The organism is Chlamydia sp. 12-01, from assembly GCF_042234205.1.
GTDB lineage: Bacteria > Chlamydiota > Chlamydiia > Chlamydiales > Chlamydiaceae > Chlamydia.
Window position 1 is genome coordinate 898,946 of the sequence record NZ_CP114174.1, and the last position, 22,545, is coordinate 921,490.

A 22,545-nucleotide genomic window follows, 5' to 3' on the forward strand; every position below is an offset into this window, starting at 1 on the left:
TTATGGATTTAAAATTAGAAGAGTTAGCTTCTCTATTGGATGTTTCTGAAAATACTGTTCGTCGGTGGCTAGATGAGGGAGCCATCCCTAGCTACAGTATGAACAATGAACATAGATTCAATCGGGAAGAAATAGAGGATTGGATCTTACATAATCAAGCCCTAGTAGGGTTAGAAAAAGACGAAAAGCATGGAGAGGAGTTTCGAGACCTTTCTTTAAAGTATAGCTTGTATAAGGCGATTTATCGTGGCGGAATTATCCGTGATGTAACTGTGAAAAATAAAGCAGAGGCTCTGCAATACGCTTCTTCTTATATAGCAGAAAAGTTTAATCTCGATGACAGTGTTCTTTTTGAAATGCTTACTCATAGAGAAAATCTCATGTCCACAGGTATCGGCGAAGGTATAGCTCTTCCTCATGCTAAAGATTTTCTAATTAATGCATACTATGATGTTGTCGTCCCCATGTTCCTATCAACGAGCATTGATTTTGGTGCTCTTGATGGTAAACCAGTGAATGTACTATTTTTCCTTTTTGCATCCCAAGATAAAAGTCATTTAAATTTAATCAATAAGATCGTGCATCTTGGAATGTCTTTAGAAGCTCGGAGTTTTCTAACAAACTATCCAGAAAAAGAACAGCTCCTTGCATATATTAAGAATTGGGAATCACAAATCCATTAACTATCAATCTCTATAAAAGATTTGCAACTCCGAGTTGTGAAAAAAGTCCTATTGTTGTTATGGTGATCTCATAGGCTGATCTAGGAGATTATAGCAGCATGATGAGTTCTAAGCGTACTTCGCAACTTGCAATGCTTTCCATTTTGTTAACTTTCACCCATTCTGTTGGTTATGCAAGTGCTACAGTTGCTCCTTTTGAAGTTAGCTCCACATATTCCGAAGATTCTTTAATTGCTTTGGAAAGCAAGAAAAGCAAGAAAGAGCAGAGAATCGAGAAGATTCAAGAGCACAGACGTGCTAGGCAGGAGGCAAAAGAAGCTGCAGAAGCTAAAAAAAATGCTAAAGTTGCAGTAAAAAAAGCTAAAAAGTCTAATAAACTCTCCTTTCTATTTGTAGATATATTGAATCAAAATCAAAAAGCTCGCTGTCAAGAACGTAAGAAACAAAATCTTTCTTTCAAAGAAAAGAGTTGTCTAAAAGTTCAGGAGCGTAAGGAGAAACAAGGCTCTCTTGTTCAAAATATTAAGCAAGGTATTGATTATTGCTGTGAAGAACTTGTTCAAACTGGAACAGCAAAGCTCTTAACTCGCGGTGGGAAATACTCCAAAAGATACCATAGACCTAATACCTGTGATCAAAATGCTATTGTAAATGAGCAATCTACTCAAGCTACGCCGTGCTTATCAGCAAGAGAAAGGATGAAGATCAGAAAGAGAGCCGGTACAATAGTACGTGCAGCTCCTAATAATGAGACCCCCAGATCATTATTAAAAACCATGATCATCAATAGGGAAGCAAAAGCCTCTTCAGTTAATAAAGAAGAAATGCAAGTTGTTCATGATATCAAAGAAGGTCCAGTTTTACCAATTTTTGTTCGTCCTGATGTAAAAGATGTGAAAGTTGTTTCCCTCGAAGAGAGAAATAAACTTATTGAGGATTTAGCTAGAGAGCAAAGAGTTTCTAAAAGGAAATCTTCTAGAGAAGCTCTCCAAGCTCGTGTAAAAGAAAATAAAATTCCTAGAGATGGGAAAATCACTTCAACGCTGCGTTATGACGTTGAGAAAGCTGCGGCTGTCAAGGTAAGACGTAACTCTTCTGTAAATCCTCAAGTTCGTGCTCAGAAGGCCTCGAATACGCGAAGAGGTGCACGTAATGAACGAAATCAGAAAGAATCAGCTCAAAACGTCAAGCCAAGTCCTTCAGATCAACAAGAGCAAATTGCTAGTAACATACCCGCGGATGATTTTTACAGTGTATCAGCAGCATCAGGGAATACTAACGTAAATAGCTATCTTACAGCGAAGCAGTATCGTTGTGATTCCTCAGAGACAGACTGGCCCTGCTCTTCATGCGTTGCTAAACGTCGTACACATACAAGCATTTCCGTATGTACTATGGTCGTTACAGTTATCGCTATGATAGTCGGAGCTATCATCATTGCTAATGCTTCGGATTCTACAACGACTAGCGGGGGTGGAACGACTCCGCCTAAACCTACAACTCCTCCGACTCCAAATCCAGCTCCCTAAAATATCTATTTAGAGTGGGTGCTTTAATATGAAAGAGACAGAACCTTAATGGGTTCTGTCTTTTTTTTATATTAGTAATTCTTATTTTAAATAGAGTTTTGTTTATTTTATAATTAATTAATTGTCTTAAAGGATTATTATTTAGTTAAAGTATTTCATTTATTTTCTTTTTATTATGTCTGAAATTAAGCCCATACATCAAAACCCCACTTTCAATCAGATAGAGGTTGGAAAGTCGTCCTTAGATAAAAATCCTAAAGTCGCTAGAGCTATTCAAGTTACAGGAGTAATACTAGCTGTTTTAGCTATAGTTGCTTCTGTATTTTTGATTATGGTCACTCCTGTAGGTTTGCCTATTTCTATGGCGTTAGGAGGAGTCTTACTTGGAGTCGGGGGAAGTATACTATTTACTTCTGTGAATTCCTTTGCTGCCTCTATGAAAAGAGCAGCTATAGAGAAGAAACGTCGGACTATTTTACTTCAGGAAAATCCTGAGGAGATAAAACCAAAAAACGAGATATTAGAAGGTCTCTGGCCTAAATACAACCACATGGTTGATAATTTCTCTAATTTGAACCTAAAAATAGGTAAACATGAGAAAAACGTTTTAAAGCAAATAAGTATGGAAGAAGGTCTCGATTTTATAGAGAGCTTTGATCAGATCATTAGTGACTATCAAACATGTATAAGCTTACTCAAAGCACGTCAGACCATTTATTCTAAAGAAGAATACGCTCAGCGTGATGATAGTTATCCTAACGTTGCAAAGAAAAATGAACTACTTATTAGATTAGGAAATAATATTGCCTCTAGATTACCTAAAGGTGGTGGAGTCTTCTCTTTAAAGATGCAAGAACTAAGTAGAAGCATGTCAAAAGTTCATGCGGGGTTAACTTTAGGTTTAGTAGCTGGCGGTATTGCCTCTGTGGGTATTGTTGCTGCAATTATTCCTGGAGGTATTTTTGCTTTACCTATGATTGTGGCGGCTTCTATAGGGATTGGTCTTGCGGTTTTAGGTTTATCCTATGCAATAAAAGCAATATTAAAACGATCCAAGACAAACAAAAAACAATTATTCAAAGATCTGAAATCAGCGATTGATATTAAAGCCCTTAAAGTTATGACTCAAGATCAATATGTGCTTATGAACATGTTGAAGATATCACTGCAAAATGATCAAAGCATGACTTTGAACAACAAAGATTTTTATACACAATACAACAAAATACGCGATACTTTGGAGTTTTTAAAAGACCAACTTGCTGAGATGGAGTTTAAATATAAGCATATGACCCAAACTTATCAGAAGCGAGCTACTAATTTAGAACGGGGTTTATCCCTACTTTCAGATAGGAAAAATGCTCAAGAAACTGAAGAAGATTATAATCCTCAGGTACCCGTGAGCGATCGTGCAGGTTTATTGAATGATAACGCAGGATTTGATGAATTGGTCTCTAAAGGTATAGGTGCTGCTCGACGTAGACGAAAAAGTGATAGCGATGGTGCAACATTTATAAGTGATTATGAAAAGCATTTAGAAGAGGATGATTTAGCATTTGGTGGTAGATGGACACCTTCAGGTAAACGTACTCTTGAAAGAATGTGGTCTGCAAAGCCTAGAATGATGAATGAAGAAGACTATTTCATTTTAAATGAAGATGTAAATAGAGTGCTTACCTCTTATCGTAACGATATACAAGCAACAAAAGCAGATATCGATCGTTTGGAAATACTTTTTAGTGATATGAAGGCTGGGAAAAATATACTTGATAGTTACTCAGATCAAATTATAGGCATTTGGCATGATATAGGTAATAATTGCCACCAGATTCTTAACCATCTAGTGGGAATACAAATGCGGCTGATAGCTTTTGTAGAATCTACAGGGGTTATTCGACCTAATGTAGGAAAAGTTCCTAAAGGGAAGCTTCCTCCTCAATAATTAGAAAACCTCTTATTGTTAGGTAGGTTTTTTTGTTCAAAATGATCCCAACGATTTAACTGCTCTTGTAATGCATGAGCTTGAGGAGAGTTGGGATTGTTTCCCATCCACATTGCCAGTTCCCGACGCTTATCACTTATCATAGAATCTAAGTTTTGGGATAGATCCTGGATTTGTATTTCTTTTGCAGATATGGTCACGTCATAATCATTTTGTAGTTTGTTATGTAGATCACGCATATTTGGAATAAACGTACGCCGTATATTTGCAAATGCTACGCGGAGTTTTTCAATAGATTCTACGCCTAACTTCGATATATCTTGAGAAATTTCGTTAGTTAATGAAGTCCCAAAAAACTTGTTTTTCACAGGTAAGTCCAAAATAAGAGCAACGGAAATGAGTAATAGGATCATGCCTAGGCTAATACCAAAAATTAGCCAATTACCATAGAGTATAGCGTAGCTCATTAAGGCTATAACTCCTAAACATGTAAGCACCGATATAGCAAAACATACTGTGGTGCGTAATATTAAGTTAGCACGATAATTGTCCCAGGGAAGGAGCAGAACTACTTTTTTTTCTGTAGGGATCGGAGCTAATGTCATAACAACTCGACTCAACTTGTTAAACTAGGGTTATTTGACGTAGAAGCATAGATTTCCTGAGAAGAATTTGTTATTTCCTGCCAGATTTGTAATCTCACCAAAAGACGCTGCTCTTCTTGTTTCAATTGTTCTATGTGTTGTTCTTTTTCTATGATTGAGTAAATCAATTTTGAATAAGAATTTTGAAGTAATTGGAAAGAAGATAAAGACGATGTCTTATTTTTTACGAGAGTTATAGTTTGCTGTACTTTAGATGGAAGGCATTTGATTAGATAAATCATGCTAATAAGTAAAAGAATACAGACAAGAGAAGCTACCATTAAAGTCACCCCGCTAATCAGTTCTGCAAGGCTAGAAGAAATACATCCAAAGGTTACAATTACAGCTCCCCCAATCATTGTACTAATCAAAAGTATAATAGCTAAAACATAAGAAAAAGAACTTTGCTTAATGAAAATAGCGACTTTTTTTTGTAACATCGTAGCATCTCGTTCTACGTTGAAAAGAAGAGAGCATTGACTAGGTAAGGATAGAAGAGTTGGCGAAATAGAATTAGAAAGACTTAATATCACAGAATTCCTTAGAATATAGTGATAAAATTTAAAGAATATATTCATTTTATTCAATACGTAACATAAAGTAATTCTTTTTAAATTCTTTTCTGTTTTAGTTTTTTATGAATAAAACTGTTGTTGTTGCTATGTCTGGAGGCGTAGATTCCTCCGTAGTTGCCTATTTATTAAAAAAGTCTACTCCTTATAAAGTTCTTGGTCTTTTCATGAAGAATTGGGAAGAGGAGGATAGTGATGGTCTTTGTTCAACAGCTAAAGATTACGAAGACGTGGAAAGAGTTGCTAGTCAATTAGATATTCCCTACTACACAGTATCTTTTGCCAAAGAATATCGTGAGAGAGTGTTCTCTCGTTTTCTTACAGAGTATTCTAAAGGTTACACACCTAATCCTGACGTGCTTTGTAATCGGGAGATAAAATTTGATCTACTCCAAAGGAAAGTTCGTGAATTGGGGGGAGATTTCCTAGCCACAGGTCATTATTGCCGCTTATCTTCTGCTGCCGACGGTGTTCATTTGTTACGTGGTATAGACTCCCAAAAAGATCAAAGTTATTTCCTATGCGGCACACGAAGGGAATCTCTGGATAATGTGCTTTTCCCTCTAGGAGATATGACAAAAACAGAAGTACGCGCAATTGCAGCACAAGCTGGATTGGCTACAGCTCAAAAAAGGGATAGTACAGGTATTTGTTTTATTGGGAAGCGTCCTTTTAAAAGTTTCCTTGAAAAGTTCGTTCCTAACTTAGAAGGGGATATTGTAGATTATGATTCTCAGAAAGTCGTGGGTCGGCATGAAGGTGCGCACTACTACACAATAGGGCAACGACGTGGATTAGATTTGGGTGGCTCAGAAAAACCTTGTTATGTTGTTGGCAAGGATATGGAGAAGAACATTGTATATATAGTACGTGGGGAAGATCATCCCTTACTCTATCAGACAGAACTTACAGCCAAGGAATTAAATTGGTTTGTGTCTCCAGAATCTATAACGAAATGTAGTGCGAAAGTACGCTATCGTTCTGCAGATGAAGAATGTGAAATTCTTTATTCAGGAGAAAATCGTGAAGTACGTGTACAATTTTCTTCCCCCGTTAAGGCAATCACCCCAGGGCAAACAATTGCCTTTTATGATGGGGAGAAGTGCCTAGGGGGCGGGGTCATAGAAGTTTCTATGATTCCCCATTTGGTATAGTTGCTACAACACTTTCGGCTGCCTGTTCTTCATCGCGTTCAAAAGTAACACGATCTTCGGAAAGATTAGCACGAAGTTTGCGCGCTTCTTGACGGCAAGATTCTTTAAGTAAAAGCTCTGCAAGAGGATCTTCGAGATATTGCTCAATAACACGACGTAAAGGTCTTGCACCCATTTCTGGGGAATGTCCTTTCGTAACTAAGAAAGAAATCACAGAATCTGGAATACTTAATGCCATTTGGTAATTTTTCAAACGAGAGTCCAGTTTATTAATTTCTAAATGGATTATTTCAGATAAAGCATCTTTTTCTAAAGGACGGAAGATAACACTTTCATCTAGACGGTTGATAAATTCTGGTTTTAAGTGTTTCTTTACGGCATTTTCGATTTTTTCTTGAATCACTTTATAATCGAAATTCGATCGAGATCCAAATCCAATCTCTCCGCTTTTCTTAATTAAGTCTGCGCCTAAGTTAGAAGTCATGATAATAATTGCATGACGGAAATCAATCTTACGGCCGAATGAGTCTGTAAGACGTCCTTGCTCTAAGATCTGTAACATTAAATCCATAATGTCAGGATGAGCTTTTTCAATCTCATCAAATAGAACAACACAATAAGGTCGGCGACGTACTTGCTCTGTAAGATGACCACCTTCCTCATGACCTACATACCCTGGAGGCGATCCCATCATTTTTGTAGCAGCAAATTTTTCCATGTACTCAGACATGTCTACCTGAATTAAAGCATCCTCTCCACCAAACATTTCAATAGCAATTTGTTGAGCGAGTAATGTCTTCCCAACTCCTGTAGGACCTAGGAATAAGAAAGAACCAGTAGGACGATTAGGATCCTTGATTCCTGTTCTTGAACGACGGATAGCACGGCAAATACTTGCCACAGCTTGATTTTGGCCAATAACTTTTTTGCGTAAGGTGTCTTCTAATTTGAGAAGCTTTTCACTTTCTGCTTCAGTAAGTCTTGCGGAAGGGATTCCTGTTTGTAAGGAGACAACTTGAGCAACAGCTTCTTCATCTACAGGAATCTGATGTTCTTCTTTGTGATTTTCCCATTCTTGCCTCATATTGGAGAGACGCTCGCGAAGCTTTTTCTCCTCATCACGCAATCCCGCAGCTTTTTCGTATTCTTGAGTACCAATAGCCTGTTCTTTAGCTAACTTCGTAGTTTCAATTTCGGCTTCGAGTTTCATTAACTCTGTAGGCTGATCCATAGTATTTACACGTACACGTGCTCCAGCCTCATCAAGTAAATCAATAGCTTTATCTGGGAGGAAACGTCCGTGAACATACTGATCAGATAATGTAGCCGCAGCTTTCAAAGCTTCTTCGGTAATAGCAACATTGTGGTGTTCTTCATATTTCTTTTTCAGTCCGCGTAGGATTTCAATAGTCTCATCTACACTGGGTGGTTGGACAATAATTTTTTGGAATCTGCGTTCTAAAGCAGCATCTTTTTCAATATGCTTGCGATACTCATCAATTGTTGTTGCTCCAATACACTGGATCTCTCCACGCGCTAACGCGGGCTTTAAAATGTTTGAAGCATCAATAGCGCCTTCAGCGGCTCCGGCGCCTACAATAGTATGTAGCTCATCGATAAATAATAGGATGTTTCCGTGTTTGCGTACTTCATCCATAACAGCTTTGATGCGTTCTTCAAATTGGCCGCGATACTTCGTTCCTGCAATCATTAAAGCAAGATCTAAAGTAATTAAACGCTTCTTGCGTAAAGTGTCGGGAACTTCATTAGAAATAATTTTCTGAGCTAATCCTTCAACAATAGCGGTTTTCCCCACACCAGCTTCGCCAATAAGTACAGGATTATTTTTTCTTCTACGACAAAGGATTAGGATTAGACGTTCGACTTCTGTAGAGCGGCCAATAACAGGATCAAGTTTAGACTCGCGAAACATCTCTGTTAAATCATAGCCATATGCTTTTAATGCTGATAACTTGTCGCTTTTCTCCCCACCTAGGGTGTGACCTAAGGAAGAAGATTTGGAAGAAGAAGAGGAACTACTTCGGGAACTAGAAGAAGATGAAGGAGGAAGTTGAAGATTGAATGTTTCTAGTTCTTTAAGAATTTCTTTGCGAACTTCTCTGGGATCAATATGTAAATTTTCTAAGACTTGTAAAGCAACGCCATCGGCCTGGTTTAAAATCCCCAAAAGGAGATGTTCAGTCCCCACGTAATTATGTTCTAAAATACCAGCTTCTTCGTTTGCTGATTCAAAAGATTTTTTCACTCTGCCGGTAAGTGCGGGGTCACCATAAACCTGAATTTCTGGTCCATAGCCGATTAATCTCTCGACTTCTTGCTTCGCAGTGTCGAAGTCTACCCCTAGATTTCGCAATACATTTACAGCTACGCCTTGACCTAGTTTGAGTAGGCCTAGAAGTATGTGCTCTGTGCCTAGATAGTTATGATTTAACCTCTGAGCTTCTTTTTTAGCCAACTTAATGACTTGCTTTGCTCTGTTAGTAAACTTCTCAAACATAAAAACCTAAAAGACCGGGTAGAACTTTCCTTAAGCATATACGAAATTTAAAATAATGATGCAACTCTTCGATAAATAGATAAAGTATTACCGAGACGAAAGATTTTTTTTTACAAAAATGGTAAAGAATCCATCTCCTATGCTATACTACTTCTACATTTTTAACGAATGATTCACCCTCTGATAGATCCCCAAATTTCATTATGACCGTTCGCATAGTAGATTCCGGAAAAGGAAGTTCTGAGGCTCATATGGCCAGAGATAAGTATTTGTTAGAACACCTCGAAAAGGGAGAGGCAATTCTTCACCTCTACGAGTGGGATAGCCAATACCCTCTTACTTATGGCTATTTTATGCGTCCAGAAAAATTTTTAATTGATAATAGAGCCGCCCTAGGCATGGACGCTGCTGTCCGACCTACTGGAGGAGGTTTTGTTTTTCATCACGGAGACTACGCATTTTCATTATTAATGTCATCGGAATATCCTATGTATGCATCAACCGTATTAGAGAATTACTACACAGTAAATCAGATGGTGTTACAAGTTTTAAGTAAGGTTTTCCGTATAGAGGGCACGCTTTCTTTCGATGAAGACGCGCATCACCCTCAGACATCGAATTTTTGTATGGCTAGAGCCTCGAAATATGATGTTTTAATGGGAGATAGGAAGGTAGGCGGTGCTGCTCAGCGTACGGTAAAACAAGGATTCTTACATCAAGGATCCATATTTTTATCAGGGAGTTCTTTAGAGTTTTATCAAAAGTTTCTTTTGCCCGAAGTTATCGATATTATAGTTCCGGCCATTGAGAAACGAGCATTTTTTCCTCTGGGTCTGTCAGCACCTTCTTCAGATCTTTCAGAGGCAAGAAGAGAAATTAAAGAAGGGTTAATTCAAATATTTTTAAGTGGCCATCTATGAATATAATGCGATGGAGTTTAGTTATTGCACTCTTTTGTTCATTTATAACAAAAGACGTTTTTGCCTTTACGGTGCATTTCCCCAACTCTAAAGAACGCGCGAGTGTTATTGTTCATGACAATAGTATTGAGGTTTATGAATCTATCTTATCTGCTATAGATGTTGCTGAACATTATGTTGAATTATGTCCCTGTATGACCGGAGGAAAGTTATTAAAAAGGATAATCGAGCATTTGGATGTTCGCATGTCTATGGTTCCTAACCTTCGTGTCTATATGCTTATTCAACCCACGCTTATCGATGCAAATGATAAACGTACTCTTGCAGATATAGAAGCCAATTGGCCCGATAGATTTTTCTATACATTCACTGGATGCCCTCCAGGATCAAGTATCCTTTCCCCGAATGTTATAGAGAGTCATGTGAAAATTTCTATTGTGGATGGAAAGTATATTTTTATGGGGGGAACAAATTTCGAAGATTTCATGTGTACCAGAGGGGATGCGATTCCCGAACCTGTGGAATCCTCACGTTTAGTTATTGGAGGAGTGCAAAGACCTTTAGCGTTTCGTGATCAAGATATTACACTATGCTCTGCACAACTTGGTATAGAGTTGAGAAAAGAGTTTCACGCGCATTATTCTCTTTGGAATGCTTACGCGAACAGACCTTGGTTTAATAAAAATCTTGATGATTTCCGTGTACTCCCTTTCCCAGAATTAACTGCTGAAGAAGCTGCATCTACATATTGTAGTGCAATTGAAGAAAGTCTAGATCTTGTATCCACCGAGCTTAAAAATATTCGTGTAATTTTTTCTGGTCCTGATGAAAATAAAAATGCAATCACTCAGGAGTATGTAGATTTAATAAATAGAGCGGAGAAATCTATCAAAATTGCCAACATGTATTTCATCCCTAAAGATGAAATTATTGAGAGTTTAAAATCTGCATGTTTTTCTCGTGGTGTGCGCTCAGAAATTATTACTAACGGGTGTACAGAAAACAGTCCCGAGCTTACATCGGTGTATGCTTGGGGAAATCGTATGAACTATTTCTTTTTATCTTATGGCGAGCGTCCCTCCCTATGGAAAAAGTTCGTGTTTTCTAAAAAACAGCCCAGTAGTTCTCTATTTATAAATGAATATTTTGTTCGGGATACACAACTACATAAAAAATGTATGATTGTGGACGAGCGTTTCTTTGTAATAGGGAGCTATAACTTCGGTAAGAAAAGCGATCTTTTTGATTACGAAAGTATCGTTGTAATTGATTCTCCAGAAGTTGCTAGGAAGGCAAATATTGTCTTTAAAAAAGATTTGAGCTTATCTAAGCCTGTAGATAATTCTGAAATTTTTGATTGGTATTTCAATCCTGTTCATAATCTCATTGGTCATTTACAAATTAATTTTATGCCCGCTTAGATAGGAGCATAAAGTTCTTTAAAGAAAAGAGAGAGTCGCTCTCTTTTCTGTTTCTCAGGGGATCCTTCTTGGTTTTTTCCGATCAATAGTTTACACTAAGTTTTTTATTGTTTATTCCAAGAGGGTGGCTTTGCTAGCGTTCTTTTATAAGCATCAGAAAAAATTCATTGGTTTAGTTATTGTCGGTGTATGCGTATCTGGAATAGGTATAGGCTGGGGACGCTATCCAGGAGAATCTGCACATAATGGATCTAGGAAAGTTGTTTTTTCTGTATCAGGGAAAAAATATTCTGAGAGAGAATTTTTAGCCATTAAGAGATTCTTCATGAATGAGGCTTATCCTTTTACAGGAAACCCTCAAGAATGGAATTTTTTAAATGAAGGGTTACTTACAGAGCGTTTCTTAACAAATAAAATTGGAGAAAGGCTGTTTCTAAAGGTATATTCTCAAGATTATCCAGCTTTTAATAAAGAGAAGCGTTATCAATCTTATCGAAGATTCGATACCCCATTTATTTCTTCTGAAGAAGTTTGGAAATCTTCCGCCCCTCGATTATATCAAGCTTTGACTACTTTGCAGGAGATAGATAACCCTGTATCTTCTGAAGGATTTGTCGCTAGAGTGCAACTCTTTTTAGAAGAGAAAAAGTTCCCCCATTATATTCTTAAACAAATGCTTGAATATCGTAGACAGATGTTTAATCTTCCCCAAGATGCCGCTCTAGCTCAAGGAAAAGATCTACGCTTATTTGGTTATAAGAATATTTCTGATTGGTTTGGAGATGCATATGTTTCTGCGGCTGTTGAAGCTCTTCTTCGCTTTGTCAATGAGCAGAAAAAAAATATTGCTATGCCCTCTTTAAAGGAAGCACGACAGGATTTTCAAGATAAAGCTCAACAAGCATTTACTAAGTTAACTAAACACGCAGGACTCACTTTAAGTTTTGATCAATTCGTAGCTTCTTATTTTGATTTTCTTGGAGTAAATGAATCAGAATTTTTCAAAATGTATCGTGAGATACTTCTGTGTAAGAGAGCTTTTCTGCAATTAGAAGGTAGTGTGACCTTTGATTACCGTCCTTTGCAAGGGTTTTTCTCTATGGGCAAAGATTCAACATCTGTAGAGATGGTGAAGTTTCCTCGTGAATACCAATTTAAAACTAGGGAAGATTTAGAAGCTTTTGAAACTTATATCAGCCTCGTAGGTGTCCCAGTAAAGGATTGTCTAGATGTTCCTCGTTTTACCTTACCTATCAAGACAATAAAAGCAAAAGAACCGAAATTAGTAGGTCGAAGATTTTTAGTTTCCTACAAGAGTATAAAACTTCAGGATCTGGAAACGAAGGTTCCTATGGTTGAGGTACACCAGTGGCAACAAAATCCTGAAAATTTCCAAGTTCTACTTCAGCATTTTCCTAAAATTGAAACATGTAATTCGAGTAAGGATTTCCAAACTCTTAAACCCTCTCTTGTGGAAAAAATTTATTCCTTTACGAGAAAGGAGATTTTAAGAGCACATCCAAAAAGAATTATCGAGGGTTTAACTCAATGTAAACATGAAAACCATGAGATATTCCTTTCCGCTGGAAAAGATAGTGTTTTAGAAGGGATTTTAGATGGCAATGAGTTAGCGTCATTATTATTAGATAATGAGATTTTAGAAGCCTACAGTCAGGATAATGAACACTATTACACATTCATTGTAGATACTTGTTTTGAAGGTGAAGAGGTGATTCCTTATCGTGAGGTATTGCGTAAGGATCTAGCCAAAACCTTAATTTCCTCACATAAAAATACCTCACATATTGATAAAGTGATTGTTGCTTTAAAATCCCGTTATCAAGAAGAGGAGAGCGATTCTCTTTGGCAAAAGCGTCTATGGTCTCTGATAGAAGAGCATAGAGGAGGAATATATCAAGCAGGAACTTTATCTTGGAATCTTGAGAAATCTATAAAAATATTTACTCGTGGGGATCAAAGTATTCCTCAGCCTTATCCCGTCTTAGCTTCCATGGAAGAGGGAGCTTTATCAAATATCGAATTTAACCCTGAAGAAGGCCCATTTTTCTATAAATGTTTATCACATCAGATATGTGTTGATCCTGCTAGTGTAGAGAAGCTTTTCCTAGCTAAGGGTCATTTAAATGAAGAAATCCTTGGGAGTTATATAGAACATTTTATTGATGAAGGAGTCAGGTAATGTGGTATTCTGATTATCATGTATGGATTCAGCCGATCCATGATAATGTTGTACGTCTAGGATTAACAGCTAGGATGGGAGAGAACTTGGGGCAGATCCTTCATATCGATCTCCCTGCAGTAGGAAGCTTTTGTCAAGAGGGTGAGGTTTTGGTTGTCTTAGAGTCTTCAAAGTCTGCTATTGAGGTTTTAAGCCCTGTTTCTGGGGAAATCATTGAGGTTAATGAGCATCTTAAAGAGGACATACAACTTCTCAATGATTCTCCCGAGGAATCTGGTTGGTTTGTGGTTGTTAAACTCTATCAAAAATTAAATACAGAAAATCTTTTGTCTAAGGAATAGTAGGGTTAGTATTTCAAAAAAAATGTTACATTAGTTATATTTTTTTGAACCTGGATAAGAGTTTTTTTTTATTTTCTGAAGGAGTAAAATTTTTCCTAACAGAGTTTAAAACACACATTTTACTATGTCCTCATTAACAGTTAGCAATATCTCTACTCCTATAGATATAGAGAATGCTCGATTAAAGCTATCCAGGCAGCTTAGGGTATTAACAATTGTCACGGTATTGTTAGCATTAGCTGTAATAGGGTTTGCCTGTTATGGTCTTTTCGGAACTCCGTTAATAGCCATGCAGTTAATGATATGGATTATGAGTGCTTCTATGACTTTGGTGGCATTAATTTGTTCATGTGTGAAATATCATTTTCTTCGTCGTTATGAAAAAAATCTACTGAGTAGCGGAGAGCCTACATAGGAATAGATAAAGGAGTATGACTTATGATGATGAATGTCCAAAGATTTCAACGACCCTCTCCAGAAATTCCGAATACAGTAACTTTATTATATCGGCTACACGAAGGACCTTTGGATGAATCTGAAGGATTACGAACTTTTCGTAGAGTATTATCAACACTGATAACTTCTTTAGCTATACTCGTCATGATAATATTTACTGTTCAATCTCCAGTAGTTACTCCCGCAGCACTATATACAGCGATTTTCTTTGCTTGTTGTACCCTTGTATATATAGCGGTATTTATAGTGAAGCATATGCTATGTCAATTTCCAGGAATTGCTAGAGATGTTATCGAGATGTCTTCTAATAGTTAGCTTACTGGGTTTTCCCTCTTTTTATATTTGCAGATTTTGCTTTCGTTGTACGCTGTTGTACTACTCGTGCTTTTCTCACAGGTTTAGGATCTTTTACTATTGAAGAAGAGATATCTTTAGTTTCTAGAACTTCAGATACTGGTGTGGTTGCTGAAGGTTTAGAAATATCAATACCTGTAAGACTCATAAAAGCCATAGCTATAAGTCCTGTGGTAATGAAAGAGATTCCCATTCCTTGGAGGTTTTTAGGGATATCGGAATAAGCAAGTTTTTCTTTAATAGTTGCAAATAAGACAATAGCTAACCACCAACCACATCCCGCACCTAAAGAGAATATCATCATAGGAATAAATGGGTAGTTACGTGTAATTCCGAAGAGTACTCCCCCTAAAATCGCACAGTTTACAGCAATTAATGGTAGAAAGATTCCTAGGGAAAGATAGAGATTTCTGGATACCTTTTCTAAAAGTAATTCCAAGATCTGTGTGAAGGCCGCAATAACTACAATGAAGATAATTAGCTCAAGGAAATTCAAATTTACATTTGCTAATGAAGGGGATATCCAAGTTAAGGCTTTGGGTCCTGTAATAAATGTATGCACTACCCAGTTAATGCTTCCAGTAACTGTCAGAACTAACGCTACAGACATTCCTAAGCCGTTAGCAGTAGAGACTCGCGCTGAACATGCAAGGTAGCTACACATTCCAAGGAAGTTCGACAGGAGGATATTTTGGATGAAGGTTGCCTGTAGAAAGATGCCAAAGACATTTAGCCATGTATATTCGCCTAACCACATAAAGCTACCTTTTTGCCTTCTTAGATCTAAGAATATTCACTCCCCAAATCATAATACCTAGCAGGAAAAATGCTGAGGGAGCTAAAACCATCAAACCAAAGTTTTCATATCCATCAGGATGAGCTTCAGAAGCATAGAAACATTTTGGGATAAGTTGTAATCCAAGAATAGTACCGAAGCCAAAGAACTCTCTTATTATACTCACAGAAACTAATACCCAACCGTAGCCTAATCCTGATGCGAAACCATCTAAAAATGCTGGAATAGGGGGGACATTTCTCGCTAGACTTTCGGCTCTTCCCATAACGATACAGTTAGTGATAATCAAACCAACAAAAACGGAAAGTGTTTTCGAAATATTAAAGAAAAAGGCTTTTAAAAACTGATCAATAACAATCACGAATAAGCTAATGATAATTAACTGAGTGATCATACGCACGCTATCGGGAGTAGCTTTTCGTAATAGAGAAACGAAGAACGAGGAACATCCTGTAACAAAACTTACAGCAAGACCCATAGTAATAGCTGTGTTTACTGTTGTTGTTACGGCAAGTGCAGAACAAATCCCTAAAATAGCAATAAGTGGTTGGTTATTGTTCCAAAGAGGATCAAGGAAATAACTCTTATATGATTTACTTGCTGCCATTGTGATCTCTCTGGTTATTAAGCTTAGCAAAGGATATCAACAAATTACGATAGGGAGCTAAAGATCGTGCATAGGCTTCGGTAACACCATTACATGTTAATGTTGCTCCGGAAATACCATCGATCGATGATAGTGCTTTTGGAGATGTTCCAAATGCTGACTGTACTGATCCTTTAATTACTTCAAGACCTAAAGGTGTCGTAGCAAAATCTGTATTTCCTGACGCTGCTTGTAAGAAAATTTTCTTCCCATAGAATTGCTTTTGCCAATGGGGATTAGCGATATTTGCTCCTAGTCCTGGTGTTTCTACTTGTTGATACCATGCTGTTCCTAAAACGGTATCCCCGTCATTTTCTATGGCGAGATAACCATAAATAGGCCCCCATAAACCAAATCCAGAAATAGGGATAATGATAGCGTGAATTACCGAAGGATTTTTAATGACTTCCGCAGCACTCATTGCTCTGGCTTGTTCGGTATTTTCTAAGATTACATAAAACAACAACAGAGGTTGTTGATAGAAATGTCCATTTTGATGTTTCTCTACAAACTCTGTAACATTGATATTTTTTTCTTCGAAAGAAAACATCTTCCCTCGTTTATCTGTCAGTAAAGGTCGAACAAATCCTTGTGCATAGGAATCTAAAACTGAACTTGTGACAACAGGTGCGTGTTTATCTGTAACTTTGAGTAGGTGAGATTTCTTATCGTACGTAGCAGGTTGCCAAGAACCTTCTTCATAGATTTGAAATCTTCCTGAGAAGTCTAATACATGTGCTGCAGTTAGCATTTGCTGATCGCGATCAAAAATAGCCGCCCTTTCTTGGAAAGGAGCTAAAATATAATATACAGTAGAAAGGAAAACGCTAGAGAATAAACTTAACGCAAAAATGAAAAGGATAACATACCATGTTTGATTCAGATGGCGTTTCGATTTCTCTGAAGACATAGCTTATATTCTCCTTCGTCTATACTTTCTTACAGCAAAGTAATCAAGAAGAGGAGCAAATACATTTCCAAGAAGAATGGCGAGCATAACTCCTTCAGGATATGCTGGATTTATTAGGCGGATAACAATAGTCATAAAACCAATAAATAATCCGTAAATCCATTTTGCTAATTTCATGGTTGGCGATGATACGGGGTCTGTAGCCATGAATACAAGACCGAAGGCTAATCCTCCAAGGAATAACTGTCGGTAGGCAGGAATAAAGAATTTTGCAGGAGCCCAAGCTCCATGTTTCCCAACAATAAGAATACTAAAAATTTTAAATAACCAGGCTGTGACGAAAGCTCCTATACCGAAGGATACCATCGTTCTCCATGAGGCAATACCAGTCACAATGAGAAATACAGCACCAAGTAAACAAGCAAATGTTGATGTCTCTCCTAAGGAACCGATAATATTTCCCCAGAATAAATTTCCTGAAGAGAACTTTCCAATACCGTAGATAACATCAGTAATCGAATAAGCTGAATCAAACTGTGTTGGCAATAATCCAAGTCCCCCTTCGCTAAGAGGAGAGGTCACGAAATTTTGTAATTGTTCTAAAGTGAGCTTATCTAACATCAATCCAGGATGAGACTCTGTCCAGATAGAAAATTGTGAGTGTATTACACTTTCTGTAGGGACATGTGGCATGTGTAATATATTAGAAGCTATGGCATCTACATGAACTCTTTTTACAGCAGGAGATGTAGAGTTTAATGTTTGTAGACAGGTAGATTGTGAAAAGCCGTCAATGATCGATTTTCCTGCTGTAGAATTCATAGCAAGAAGACTTTCTTTAATTTTTGTTGGGTTACTTCCTACCCAAACATCGCCACTCATCTTTGCTGGAAATGTGAAAAATAGGAAAGCTCTTCCTGAGAGTGCAGGATTGAGAATATTCATTCCTGTACCACCAAATAATTCTTTACTAACGACAATACCAAAAGCAATTCCTAAGGCGGCCATCCAATAAGGAATCGTTGGTGGTAATGTTAGGGGATAGAGAATCCCTGTAACGAGTAATCCTTCGGCAATTTTATGCTTCCTAACGACAGCAAAGAGTACTTCACAAGCACCTCCTACAGAGTAGCTAATTATCAGTAGGGGCATAAAAATTTTACACCCCGCCCAAAGGACGGAAAATAAGCCGATATCATGGAAGATAAATGAGAGATAACTACGAAATCCCGAGATATGTAAAAATGACTCCATGAGCTGGGTATTTCCCGACCCATAGACTAAAGCTTGAACTCCCGAATTCCATATAGCCAAGAATGTCGCTGGAAATAGAGCAATAACAACAAGCATCATCCAACGTTTAACATCTACAGCATCACGAATGAATGGAGGAGATGAAGATTTATGGATAGGCTCGTAGCAAAACGTATCAATAGCGTCTGCAACTGGAGTAAAGCGTTGAAACTTGTCTTTTTGACAAATTTCCCAGATGGAATTAACAAATCGTTTAAGCATTGCTACTGAGAGGGAAGTTGAAGCTTCTACACGTTCAAGAACGTAACAAATTGGTTAGAATTTTAGGAATAAAAATTTTCCGTGATTCAAAGATTCTTTAGTTTTTTTCTTAGTTTGATTTTCCCTAAGCTCTGTTATGGTTGCCGAGAACCTGGAGAATTTTTATGCCAAGAGTGTTTGGAAACTTTGAAAATAGAGAAGGTGTCAGGACGTTGTCCACATTGTTTTTATGTTTTAGGAATAGATGAAATAGCAACTTGCCGAGATTGTCTTCCATCATTTTCCCGAAAATCTTTTTGTTTATATGTTCCCTCTGCGAAAGTGCTTTCTTTATATTCTCAGGCCTGTCTTGGAAAATTGCCCGCTATCAAATTCTTTACAAGAGTTATAAAACGACAATGGGAGCTCCATGAAATTCTTCCTAAAAAAATTTTTTATTTAATATCAAAAATTCCTAGAGATTTTGCCAAACAATTGTCTGAAGAAACAGGAATTCCCTATCAGGGGATTCTACCTTTAAAACACCAGTTGAGTAATCTGAAGGGATATATAAATACAGGACCTATATGTATTTTATCTGATTATCCTTTATCTCGTGAATGGCAAAATAGTATCGAAAGGTATGCTCCGCAACCTACAATACTTATAAGTCTTTTTCTTTCTGAGACTCTTCGTTAATTCCAACAATAGCTACATAGCCTAAAAGGCGTACACCTTCATCAACGCATAGAGTGCCTGCTTGGATGTCACCTTTAACCATTGCCTCACCACGGAGCTCTAATTTCCCATTAACGGTGATATTACCTTCAACAACACCTTCGATAATTGCTTCTTGAAGTTGTATATCAGCTTTTACACAACCTTTAGGGCCTATGATGATCTTCCCATTAGAAACTAAAATACCTTCGAAAGTACCATCAATACGTAATAAGCGATCAAAGGCTAGCTCACCTTTAAATGTTACACCTTCTCCGAGAGTGGTTTCGGGTTCTTCAGAAAATGGAGGTAGGGAATCGACTTCAGAAGATGAAGAGGTCCATTTTTGTGATTCTTCACTTATAGGGTAGGAAGAAGATAACGGGCGCGTTTCTGGTGATTTTGGAGAATCAAAAAGATTTGGTGGAGAATCTAAACGCTCAGGTCTAGGGTAAGAGGAGTAATTAGAATGTGAAGATGTTTCTTCTTCGTATAATGTCTGAACATCTTCAAAAGGACTTTTTCCAGTTCTACGGAACATTAGGAATCCTCCTCGATTACCCAACAATGTGATTTTTACATAAACTAATTTGACGTATTAGAGTTTCATCTTTTTCTATTTTTTGTTCTATAGTTTTGCAAGCATAAAGTACTGTGGAATGTGTTTTCCCAAAAGCAGAACCTATAGCAACTAAAGAATCTGTAATTAAAGTTTTTGCAAGATACATAGCTACTTGACGTGCTAAAACGAGTTCTTTAGAACGCGACGTACCTTTGAGATCCTGTAATTTTACTTGAAAGACAGTAGCAACGCTTTTTAATATACTTTCTACAGAGACTTTTTGTTTAGAAGGAGAACGAAAAAGTTCTTTTAATGTATCTCGAACGATATTTTCTGTAAGTGTTTTCCCAAATAAACGACAATAAGCAGTAAGTTTATTAATAGCTCCTTCAAGTTGTCTGACATTTCCATAAATATGATCCGCAATATAAAATGCGATTTCATTAGGAATATGCAGACCTTTTTGTTCTGCTTTATGTTGTAAAATTGCTACGCGAGTTTCTAAATCAGGAATTCCTACGTGAGCAACTAATCCCCATTCCATTCTAGCAATAATACGTTCTGACAATTTCAATTGTCCTGGAGGCTTATCACTAGTAATGACGATTTGTTTATTTAAATTAATCAATGTTTCAAAAGTATTACAAAATTCTTCTTCGAAATTCTGTCTATTTTGTAAAAACTGGATATCGTCGACGAGAAGTAAGTCTAGAGAACGATAAAAATTCTTCATCTTATCGATAGACTTCAGTCTAAGATGCTGTACTAAATCATTAATAAAAGCTTCTGTGGTAATACAGTGAACACGAAGATTTTTATGATGTTCTCTGACGTAATGACCTACAGCATGGAGTAAATGTGTTTTTCCCAGGCCCACACCTCCATGGATAAATAGAGGATTGTAAGAACGTCCGGGACGACCTGCGATACCCACAGCTGCAGATTTGACAAATTGGTTTGAAGGGCCTTCTATGAAATTATCAAAACGGTAAGCTGTGTTTAATTTCAGTTCAAAGTCTTTAGATTCTTCAAAAGTTTCTGCAGGGCTTTCTTGCTGCTCTCGAGGAGCAACAAGTTGCGTAGGAGCTTTTTTAATTTCTGCAACAACAAATTCTAAAGCGGGTTCTCCTTGGGCATCAAGGGGAACGAAAGAACACAGATCTTGTTTATAATTATCAAGAAGGTAGTTTTGAACAAAAATGTTGGGAACTTCTAAACGGATTCTTTCTTGTGTCTCTTCTATGATTTGAATAGGAGAAATCCAATTTTCAAAAGCCGTTTTGGAGCAACGTGTCTTAACATAATTCACAAACTGTTCCCAAGTACTACAATCACTACAGGTTAACATGCTGCTCTCTTTAATATATCGAGAATTTCCTTATAGACGGGCAACTTATGCTCGTTCAGGAAGAAATTGCCAATGTACCATTGCTATTGATAAGCAATCAATAGTTTTTCTGCAAAAAACACTAGGGTGATTTCAAATAGATGAGAAATTATTATAAATAGGAACGCAAGTACTCCTGAATGAGTGCTCACAAGATTAACGAGAAATAGCAGCAGGCTTTTTAATTGTTTTTTTTGTGTAGCTCATAAGCAAAGCTTCGGCATCATTAGCGATCATAGAGTCCTCACAAGATGTAAGGTAGACAGCTATAGCAGAGGCTTCGTCAATACGATTTAAACAAAAGAGAGCTTTGGTTTTGTTTAGTAATGTAGGAAGATGATCTCCTTGCATACGTAAAGCTTGATCCAAGACTCCTAGAGCTTTGGCATTTTCTCCGATCTGCAAATATAATCCGCCAAGAGTTTGGAAATCATAAATACTTAATGGATCTAAAATGACTAGGGCTTCGAAAAAGAGGATGGCCTTTTGATAATGTCCTTGACGAAGAAATATATATCCAGAAATACGTAACTCTTCGAGTTCTTCATCTCCCCATCCCAAGATGGCTTTCCATTCATTATCCAACATATTTTAGCCTTGAACAAATTGAAAAATACGAGAAATAACGTAATCGATCATGATATTAGAAGATTTCAATCCTAGATCAATAGCTTTGAGTAAGATTTTTCCTTCTTGAACGATAACGTCTTCTTCAGAATCAGAACCTTCTTCTTCCTCTTCTTCGCTTTCTTCTTGATCTTTGTAAGAGAGAAAAGGTGTTACACGACTTTGATAAGAGAATTTCCCTCGAGTTAGTACTTTTAAGTAGGAAGAAATTTTCTCTAAATCATCATCTTGTTGATCAGGAGAGCCTAGTGAAGGGGCCAAATAGGGAGTCGAGAATCGTTGTTTATGGAAGTTATTAGGAGGTGAAAAGAAAGCCCAATGGGTTTTCTTATTCGTCTGCATAAGAGAAGATAAAGCCGAGGGTTTTGGTGTCATGTCCAAAATTTGGGCATGCTTGGCTACATCACGGATCGTCAGACTTTCCATGTGAACTTCCTTACGGAAATCGTTCACTACTTTATTGTTAGACGCGTGTTTTTCGTAAACAGAGGTACTGTAATTAAAAATTTCTACCATAATACAGCCTTTAAAACCCTACTTTCTAAATCATAATAGGGTAAAGGAAAAAGTCAATAGTCTTAATTATTCTTAAAATTGAGAATGACAAATAATAGAAATCTTTTCCCATTCTCTCTAATGGTGTATGTTTTTCTTGCATCGTTGTTTTTAGAA

The 22,545-nt window shown here is 37.2% G+C and carries 22 protein-coding genes; 11 read left to right on the forward strand and 11 right to left on the reverse strand.

Features of this window, described 5'->3' with window-relative positions; all coding sequences use genetic code 11:
• The first annotated feature begins 2 nt into the window (after window positions 1-2).
• The 3 genes from O1W69_RS03890 to O1W69_RS03900 all read left to right on the forward strand — a co-directional run bounded on the left by O1W69_RS03890 (window position 3) and on the right by O1W69_RS03900 (window position 4,154).
• Complete coding sequence (locus O1W69_RS03890; RefSeq protein WP_375793253.1) at window positions 3-683, forward strand: PTS sugar transporter subunit IIA; 681 nt, start codon at window positions 3-5, stop codon at window positions 681-683.
• Window positions 684-781: 98 nt separating this feature from the next.
• Entirely contained in the window at window positions 782-2,212 is a 1,431-nt protein-coding gene (locus tag O1W69_RS03895) for a hypothetical protein (RefSeq protein ID WP_375793254.1), read from the forward strand.
• Window positions 2,213-2,387: 175 nt separating this feature from the next.
• The gene (locus O1W69_RS03900) at window positions 2,388-4,154 is read left to right on the forward strand and encodes a stage II sporulation protein M (RefSeq protein ID WP_375793255.1); all 1,767 of its coding nucleotides are present in this window, start codon (window positions 2,388-2,390) and stop codon (window positions 4,152-4,154) included.
• Here the strand turns inward: O1W69_RS03900 and O1W69_RS03905 are convergent.
• Both O1W69_RS03905 and O1W69_RS03910 read right to left on the reverse strand, forming a co-directional pair.
• Entirely contained in the window at window positions 4,148-4,759 is a 612-nt protein-coding gene (locus O1W69_RS03905; protein ID WP_375793256.1) for a hypothetical protein, read from the reverse strand. The genes O1W69_RS03900 and O1W69_RS03905 overlap by 7 nt on opposite strands.
• Window positions 4,760-4,770: 11 nt before the next feature.
• A complete protein-coding gene (locus O1W69_RS03910) occupies window positions 4,771-5,331 on the reverse strand; it encodes a hypothetical protein (protein ID WP_375793257.1) in 561 nt (186 codons plus the stop codon).
• Window positions 5,332-5,435: 104 nt separating this feature from the next.
• On the opposite strand from O1W69_RS03910, the gene mnmA reads away from it, so the two are divergent.
• Window positions 5,436-6,524 (forward strand): tRNA 2-thiouridine(34) synthase MnmA, encoded by a 1,089-nt coding sequence (mnmA, locus tag O1W69_RS03915; protein ID WP_375793258.1) that lies wholly within the window; start codon window positions 5,436-5,438, stop codon window positions 6,522-6,524.
• Here mnmA and O1W69_RS03920 read toward each other — a convergent pair.
• Window positions 6,502-9,042 (reverse strand): ATP-dependent Clp protease ATP-binding subunit, encoded by a 2,541-nt coding sequence (locus tag O1W69_RS03920; RefSeq protein WP_375793259.1) that lies wholly within the window; start codon window positions 9,040-9,042, stop codon window positions 6,502-6,504. The genes mnmA and O1W69_RS03920 overlap by 23 nt on opposite strands.
• A gap of 203 nt (window positions 9,043-9,245) precedes the next feature.
• Between O1W69_RS03920 and O1W69_RS03925 the strand changes: the two genes are divergently transcribed.
• The 6 genes from O1W69_RS03925 (at window position 9,246) to O1W69_RS03950 (ending at window position 14,695) form a co-directional block, all read left to right on the forward strand.
• The gene (locus O1W69_RS03925; RefSeq protein WP_375793260.1) at window positions 9,246-9,962 is read left to right on the forward strand and encodes a lipoate--protein ligase family protein; all 717 of its coding nucleotides are present in this window, start codon (window positions 9,246-9,248) and stop codon (window positions 9,960-9,962) included.
• A complete protein-coding gene (locus O1W69_RS03930; RefSeq protein WP_375793261.1) occupies window positions 9,959-11,383 on the forward strand; it encodes a phosphatidylserine/phosphatidylglycerophosphate/cardiolipin synthase family protein in 1,425 nt (474 codons plus the stop codon). The genes O1W69_RS03925 and O1W69_RS03930 overlap by 4 nt, the downstream gene beginning before the upstream one ends.
• A gap of 130 nt (window positions 11,384-11,513) precedes the next feature.
• Entirely contained in the window at window positions 11,514-13,583 is a 2,070-nt protein-coding gene (locus O1W69_RS03935; protein ID WP_375793262.1) for a hypothetical protein, read from the forward strand.
• Window positions 13,583-13,924 carry a glycine cleavage protein H-like protein gene (locus tag O1W69_RS03940; RefSeq protein WP_375793263.1) on the forward strand — a complete coding sequence of 114 codons (342 nt, stop codon included), beginning with the start codon at window positions 13,583-13,585 and terminating at the stop codon, window positions 13,922-13,924. The genes O1W69_RS03935 and O1W69_RS03940 overlap by 1 nt, the downstream gene beginning before the upstream one ends.
• A gap of 124 nt (window positions 13,925-14,048) precedes the next feature.
• The gene (locus tag O1W69_RS03945; RefSeq protein ID WP_375793264.1) at window positions 14,049-14,339 is read left to right on the forward strand and encodes a hypothetical protein; all 291 of its coding nucleotides are present in this window, start codon (window positions 14,049-14,051) and stop codon (window positions 14,337-14,339) included.
• A gap of 23 nt (window positions 14,340-14,362) precedes the next feature.
• Complete coding sequence (locus tag O1W69_RS03950; RefSeq protein ID WP_375793265.1) at window positions 14,363-14,695, forward strand: hypothetical protein; 333 nt, start codon at window positions 14,363-14,365, stop codon at window positions 14,693-14,695.
• Window position 14,696: 1 nt separating this feature from the next.
• Here O1W69_RS03950 and nqrE read toward each other — a convergent pair whose 3' ends face one another.
• From nqrE to O1W69_RS03970, 4 genes are read right to left on the reverse strand one after another with little or no spacing between them, the layout of a single operon-like run.
• A complete protein-coding gene (gene nqrE / locus O1W69_RS03955) occupies window positions 14,697-15,491 on the reverse strand; it encodes an NADH:ubiquinone reductase (Na(+)-transporting) subunit E (protein WP_375793266.1) in 795 nt (264 codons plus the stop codon).
• A 4-nt stretch (window positions 15,492-15,495) separates the two neighbouring features.
• The gene (gene nqrD / locus O1W69_RS03960) at window positions 15,496-16,137 is read right to left on the reverse strand and encodes an NADH:ubiquinone reductase (Na(+)-transporting) subunit D (RefSeq protein ID WP_375793267.1); all 642 of its coding nucleotides are present in this window, start codon (window positions 16,135-16,137) and stop codon (window positions 15,496-15,498) included.
• Window positions 16,124-17,086: a Na(+)-translocating NADH-quinone reductase subunit C gene (locus O1W69_RS03965; RefSeq protein WP_375793268.1), complete on the reverse strand. Its 963-nt coding sequence runs from the start codon at window positions 17,084-17,086 to the stop codon at window positions 16,124-16,126. The genes nqrD and O1W69_RS03965 overlap by 14 nt, the downstream gene beginning before the upstream one ends.
• A gap of 3 nt (window positions 17,087-17,089) precedes the next feature.
• Window positions 17,090-18,601, reverse strand: a complete 1,512-nt coding sequence (locus O1W69_RS03970) for a Na(+)-transporting NADH-quinone reductase subunit B (protein WP_375793269.1) — start codon at window positions 18,599-18,601, stop codon at window positions 17,090-17,092.
• Window positions 18,602-18,682: 81 nt separating this feature from the next.
• Here O1W69_RS03970 and O1W69_RS03975 point away from each other — a divergent pair, with 81 nt between their 5' ends.
• Complete coding sequence (locus O1W69_RS03975) at window positions 18,683-19,279, forward strand: hypothetical protein (RefSeq protein ID WP_375793270.1); 597 nt, start codon at window positions 18,683-18,685, stop codon at window positions 19,277-19,279.
• Here O1W69_RS03975 and O1W69_RS03980 read toward each other — a convergent pair.
• The 4 genes from O1W69_RS03980 to O1W69_RS03995 all read right to left on the reverse strand — a co-directional run bounded on the left by O1W69_RS03980 (window position 19,245) and on the right by O1W69_RS03995 (window position 22,389).
• Complete coding sequence (locus tag O1W69_RS03980) at window positions 19,245-19,838, reverse strand: polymer-forming cytoskeletal protein (protein ID WP_375793271.1); 594 nt, start codon at window positions 19,836-19,838, stop codon at window positions 19,245-19,247. The genes O1W69_RS03975 and O1W69_RS03980 overlap by 35 nt on opposite strands.
• 16 nt (window positions 19,839-19,854) lie before the next feature.
• Window positions 19,855-21,207, reverse strand: coding sequence for a chromosomal replication initiator protein DnaA (gene dnaA / locus O1W69_RS03985; protein WP_375793272.1), 1,353 nt, complete (start codon window positions 21,205-21,207; stop codon window positions 19,855-19,857).
• Window positions 21,208-21,402: 195 nt separating this feature from the next.
• Window positions 21,403-21,834 (reverse strand): type III secretion chaperone, encoded by a 432-nt coding sequence (locus O1W69_RS03990; protein WP_375793273.1) that lies wholly within the window; start codon window positions 21,832-21,834, stop codon window positions 21,403-21,405.
• A 3-nt stretch (window positions 21,835-21,837) separates the two neighbouring features.
• Window positions 21,838-22,389: a DUF5399 family protein gene (locus tag O1W69_RS03995; protein ID WP_375793274.1), complete on the reverse strand. Its 552-nt coding sequence runs from the start codon at window positions 22,387-22,389 to the stop codon at window positions 21,838-21,840.
• Window positions 22,390-22,545: the final 156 nt, after the last annotated feature.

Bases quoted from the DNA above. Each gene is read 5' to 3' on its own strand.
- O1W69_RS03890 (WP_375793253.1), top strand. From the start codon at position 3: ATGGATTTAAAATTAGAAGAGTTAGCTTCTCTATTGGATGTTTCTGAA.
- O1W69_RS03895 (WP_375793254.1), top strand. From the start codon at position 782: ATGATGAGTTCTAAGCGTACTTCGCAACTTGCAATGCTTTCCATTTTG.
- O1W69_RS03900 (WP_375793255.1), top strand. From the start codon at position 2,388: ATGTCTGAAATTAAGCCCATACATCAAAACCCCACTTTCAATCAGATA.
- O1W69_RS03905 (WP_375793256.1), bottom strand. From the start codon at position 4,759: ATGACATTAGCTCCGATCCCTACAGAAAAAAAAGTAGTTCTGCTCCTT.
- mnmA (WP_375793258.1), top strand. From the start codon at position 5,436: ATGAATAAAACTGTTGTTGTTGCTATGTCTGGAGGCGTAGATTCCTCC.
- O1W69_RS03920 (WP_375793259.1), bottom strand. From the start codon at position 9,042: ATGTTTGAGAAGTTTACTAACAGAGCAAAGCAAGTCATTAAGTTGGCT.
- O1W69_RS03925 (WP_375793260.1), top strand. From the start codon at position 9,246: ATGACCGTTCGCATAGTAGATTCCGGAAAAGGAAGTTCTGAGGCTCAT.
- O1W69_RS03930 (WP_375793261.1), top strand. From the start codon at position 9,959: ATGAATATAATGCGATGGAGTTTAGTTATTGCACTCTTTTGTTCATTT.
- O1W69_RS03940 (WP_375793263.1), top strand. From the start codon at position 13,583: ATGTGGTATTCTGATTATCATGTATGGATTCAGCCGATCCATGATAAT.
- O1W69_RS03945 (WP_375793264.1), top strand. From the start codon at position 14,049: ATGTCCTCATTAACAGTTAGCAATATCTCTACTCCTATAGATATAGAG.
- O1W69_RS03950 (WP_375793265.1), top strand. From the start codon at position 14,363: ATGATGATGAATGTCCAAAGATTTCAACGACCCTCTCCAGAAATTCCG.
- nqrE (WP_375793266.1), bottom strand. From the start codon at position 15,491: ATGTGGTTAGGCGAATATACATGGCTAAATGTCTTTGGCATCTTTCTA.
- nqrD (WP_375793267.1), bottom strand. From the start codon at position 16,137: ATGGCAGCAAGTAAATCATATAAGAGTTATTTCCTTGATCCTCTTTGG.
- O1W69_RS03965 (WP_375793268.1), bottom strand. From the start codon at position 17,086: ATGTCTTCAGAGAAATCGAAACGCCATCTGAATCAAACATGGTATGTT.
- O1W69_RS03970 (WP_375793269.1), bottom strand. From the start codon at position 18,601: ATGCTTAAACGATTTGTTAATTCCATCTGGGAAATTTGTCAAAAAGAC.
- O1W69_RS03980 (WP_375793271.1), bottom strand. From the start codon at position 19,838: ATGTTCCGTAGAACTGGAAAAAGTCCTTTTGAAGATGTTCAGACATTA.
- dnaA (WP_375793272.1), bottom strand. From the start codon at position 21,207: ATGTTAACCTGTAGTGATTGTAGTACTTGGGAACAGTTTGTGAATTAT.
- O1W69_RS03990 (WP_375793273.1), bottom strand. From the start codon at position 21,834: ATGTTGGATAATGAATGGAAAGCCATCTTGGGATGGGGAGATGAAGAA.
- O1W69_RS03995 (WP_375793274.1), bottom strand. From the start codon at position 22,389: ATGGTAGAAATTTTTAATTACAGTACCTCTGTTTACGAAAAACACGCG.